This window comes from Sporomusa sp., assembly GCF_057736855.1.
This window is the reverse complement of sequence record NZ_JBYKYF010000297.1, coordinates 1-3,768: the sequence shown is the minus strand read 5'-3', so window position 1 is coordinate 3,768 and position 3,768 is coordinate 1. Positions and strand designations below refer to the sequence as shown.

The 3,768-nt window shown below is 44.5% G+C and carries 2 protein-coding genes; both read right to left on the bottom strand.

Features of this window, described 5'->3' with window-relative positions:
* Positions 1-630, bottom strand: a 630-nt coding sequence (locus tag AC29Z1_RS14965) for an amino acid permease (protein WP_488272258.1), incomplete at its 3' end; no start/stop codon positions are given.
* Between the two features lie 146 nt (positions 631-776).
* Positions 777-3,768: efflux RND transporter permease subunit (locus AC29Z1_RS14960; RefSeq protein ID WP_488272257.1), on the bottom strand; the 2,992-nt coding region annotated here is incomplete at its 5' end.

Sequence of the window (3,768 nt, the reverse complement as noted above, 5' to 3'; positions counted from 1 at the left end):
GATTTCAAAGCCGGCATAAGAAAACATTACAATAAGCATGCTGCCTGCAAGTCCGCCTATTCCGCCGGGAAATATAGGCTGTGCAGCCACCTGGCCAGTGGCTGCTCCCTCTGACATAATGCCACTAACGATCGCTACACTCAAAACAATAAATCCGACAATGGCGATGAGTTTTACGGCAGCCAGACCACTTTCCAGTTTGCTTAGACGATCTGCGCCAAACAAATTAAGTACAGTAACAGCAATAATAATGCCCGCGCCCAGAACCGGTAGGGAAACCTCCGGAAGCCACGGACGCAATAGCGCGGCTACGGCAATGGCTTCACTGGACATAGCCAGTACCATCCCTGCCCAGTATACCCATCCTACAACAAAACCAGCTGCAGGACCATAGGCTTTTTGCGCAAAGGTACGAAAGGAACCAGGAGCCGGATCTGCAACCGTCATTTCTGATAATGCATAAAGCGTAATATATACCAAAACGCCACCAATTAGATAATTGATGATAATTGCCGGACCCGCAGTATGAATCGCAACGGCTGACCCAAGAAAAAATGAGCCGCCGATAACGGTTCCTAATGCCATCATTGTTAACTGCCAAGCAGACAAACCTTCGCTTTCTTTGCTCAAGATTAACCCTCCCTAGTAGAATATTTACCCTTATATACAAAAGTATCTACGAAGAAAGGTGTTCTTATGATTATCCTAAAAATCCGCTGTAAAAAAGAGAAAGCCAGAAAAACTATATGTTTTCCCTGGCCTTCTCTTCATCTGTTTTAAGCCACCTTATTCTCGCTACTTTCTGGTTTAACCTTAAACCAAACTGCATACATGGTAGGTAAAACCAGTAAGGTCATAACCGTTGCTCCCAGTAAGCCACCACTAATGGCTACCGCCATTGGACCCCAAAAAGTACTTGGGACTAAAGGCAGCATCCCGAGTATCGCCGCCACCGCGGTAAGCAGGATGGGGCGGAACCTCACAATAGCAGAATTAATAATCGCATCCCATGGAGTCTCACCAGCTTTAATATGCTTTTCAATCTGGTCAATCAGAATCACCGAGTTGCGAATAATCATCCCACTAAGTGCTAAGATTCCAAGCTCAGCTACAAATCCCATAGGCCGCATGGTCAGCAGCATGGCTGCACTTACCCCGATAATGCCGAAAGGTGCAGTAAGCAGCGTAAGAATCATTAAAGAAACTTTTTGCAGTTGCAGCATAAGCAAGATCATAATAACCACTATCATTACCGGAACGGTTTCTAGCAAAAAGCCGATTGAGGTTTTGCTTTGTTCAGATGCTCCGCCAATATCAATGCTGTAACCAGTGGGGAGACTATCACGTATCGGCTGTAAGCTTTCATAAACCTTCTTGGTTGCGTCATTACCGGTTACACCGGAAACAACGTCAGCCTGCACGGTAATCGTCGGCTTTAAATTGTACCGCCATATTAGCCCGTCTTCCGCCTCATAGCTAATATTGGCAATTTGCTCTAATGGTACAAATTTGCCTTGACCGATGTGTACCGGCAAATCTTTGATACTGGCCAAGTCCTTACGGTTTTGTGCGTCAATGCGAAAGACAATATCAATGGTCCGATCTTGTTCATAAAACTCAGCAATCGTAGCACCAGACAATTGAGTCTGCAAATCCAGCGCCAAGCCCTGGCTGTTAATTCCCAGCATTCTGGCTTTGTCTTGATCAACAGTCAAACGCATAACCTTACTTTTTTCATTCCAGTTAAAGTTGACATTTTTCAGGTTAGGGTCAGCAGCCATAACATCTCTTACCTGGTTGGCAATCTCCCGAACCTGCTCATGATCATAGCCGCTAACTCGCAGCATAACAGGATATGCTGAAGGTGGGCCAGTTTGAATTAACTTGATATTACCTTGCACATTTTCAAATTGTTCAGCCAATACCTGTTCAATTTTCATATTTAATGCTTCGCGAGCTTCCAGATCTTTGGCCACTATAATAAACTGCGCAAAATTGTCAGCCGGCAACTTGGGTTCAAAAGTAAGAATAAAGCGTGGTGCTCCCTTACCCACATAATAACTGTAACTCTCAATATTCGGATCACCAGCAAGACTATCGGCAAATCTCTTGGCCTCTTGCTCGGTTGCGGCTAAGGAAGAACCTTCCGGCAACGTCATCTCCACAATGAGTTCAGGACGAATGGAAGGCGGGAAAAAATCCTGTTTTATAAACCCTAGTAAATAGATAGATCCGATAAAGCAAGCTACTGTTGCACTAAGCACAATTTTTCTATGAGTAAGGCACCAGACAAGAATCTGACGAAAGAGCCGGTAAAATTTCGTATCATGAATACTATGCTCTGGCGTTGCAACATGTTTGGGTTTGATGAGCTTATAGCCTACTAGCGGCGCAACCATAACCGAAACAATCCAGGAAATTAGTAGCGCAATAGTAAGAACCGGGAAAAGGCTGCTGGTAAATTCTGCCGAAATACCTTTAGAAAAACCAATGGGTATGAAACCAGCGCAGGTAATCAGCGTACCTGTAAGCATGGGAAAAGCAGTAACCGTATAGGCATAGCAAGCCGCCTGAAAGCGTTCCCAGCCTTCCTCCAATTTTACAGTCATCATCTCAATGGCGATAATGGCATCATCAACCAGCAGTCCCAAAGCCATAATCAATGCACCCAGAGACACTTTGTGCAAATCAATACCGGCAATCGCCATGCAAACAAAGATTCCGGCAATAACTAAAGGTATACAAAGCGCCACAACAACGCCTGATTGAACACCAAGACTGAAAAAGCTAACTGCCAACACAATAACAATAGCTTCAGCCAATGTTTTAACAAACTCGTTTATGGATTCTTTTACTACCTTAGGCTGATTCGATACTTGATGTAATTCCATGCCTAGCGGCAACTCGGTTCTAAGCTTAGCCGTAACATTGGCCAGCTCCTCTCCCAGGGTAAGGATATTCCCTCCTTCAGCCATAGATAACGCAATGCCGATGGCGGGCTGTCCATTAAAAAACATTTTAGGTTCTATAGGGTCAGAATAGCTGCGCTCAATCCTGGCAATATCACCTAACCGGAAGGTGCGCTCATTGACTCTGATGGGCATATTCCTAAGCGCTTCCAGATTCTCAAATAACCCCGACACCCGTACATATACATTATCAGAAGATGTTTCTATCATCCCGGAAGGCGTCATCGCACTTTGTGCTTTTACCGAAGCAATAATAATATTGGGATCTATCCCCAGTCCGGCCAACTTGCTGCTTTCCATTTCGACATAAATTTTTTCTTCCTGTACACCAACAAGTTCAACTTTTTTTACATCATTTACCCCTAATAAAATCCTGCGAATTTTCTCGGCCTGTTCACGCAGTTCTTCGTAACTGTATTCATCTCCCGTTAGGGCATAAATGCTGCCAAACACATCGTCAAACCGGTCATTAAAAGCAGGCCCGACTACGCCTTGTGGTAATGTACCTTTAATATCATTAACCATATTGCGTACTTCAAGCCAAGTAGGACGAATATCTTTGGCCGGGATAGTTTCCTTTAAATTGACATAAATAACAGCCTGCCCCGGGCGGGAGTAGCTTTTTAGATAATCCAGCCCTGGAGTATCCTGTAATTTTTTCTCAATTTTATCGGTTACCTGCTCTTCTACCTCTCTCGCAGTAGCCCCCGGCCAGGCAACAGACACGATCATCTGCCTGATAACAAAATCCGGATCTTCCATTCTGCCCAGCTTTTGATAAGAAAATATGCCTGAGACA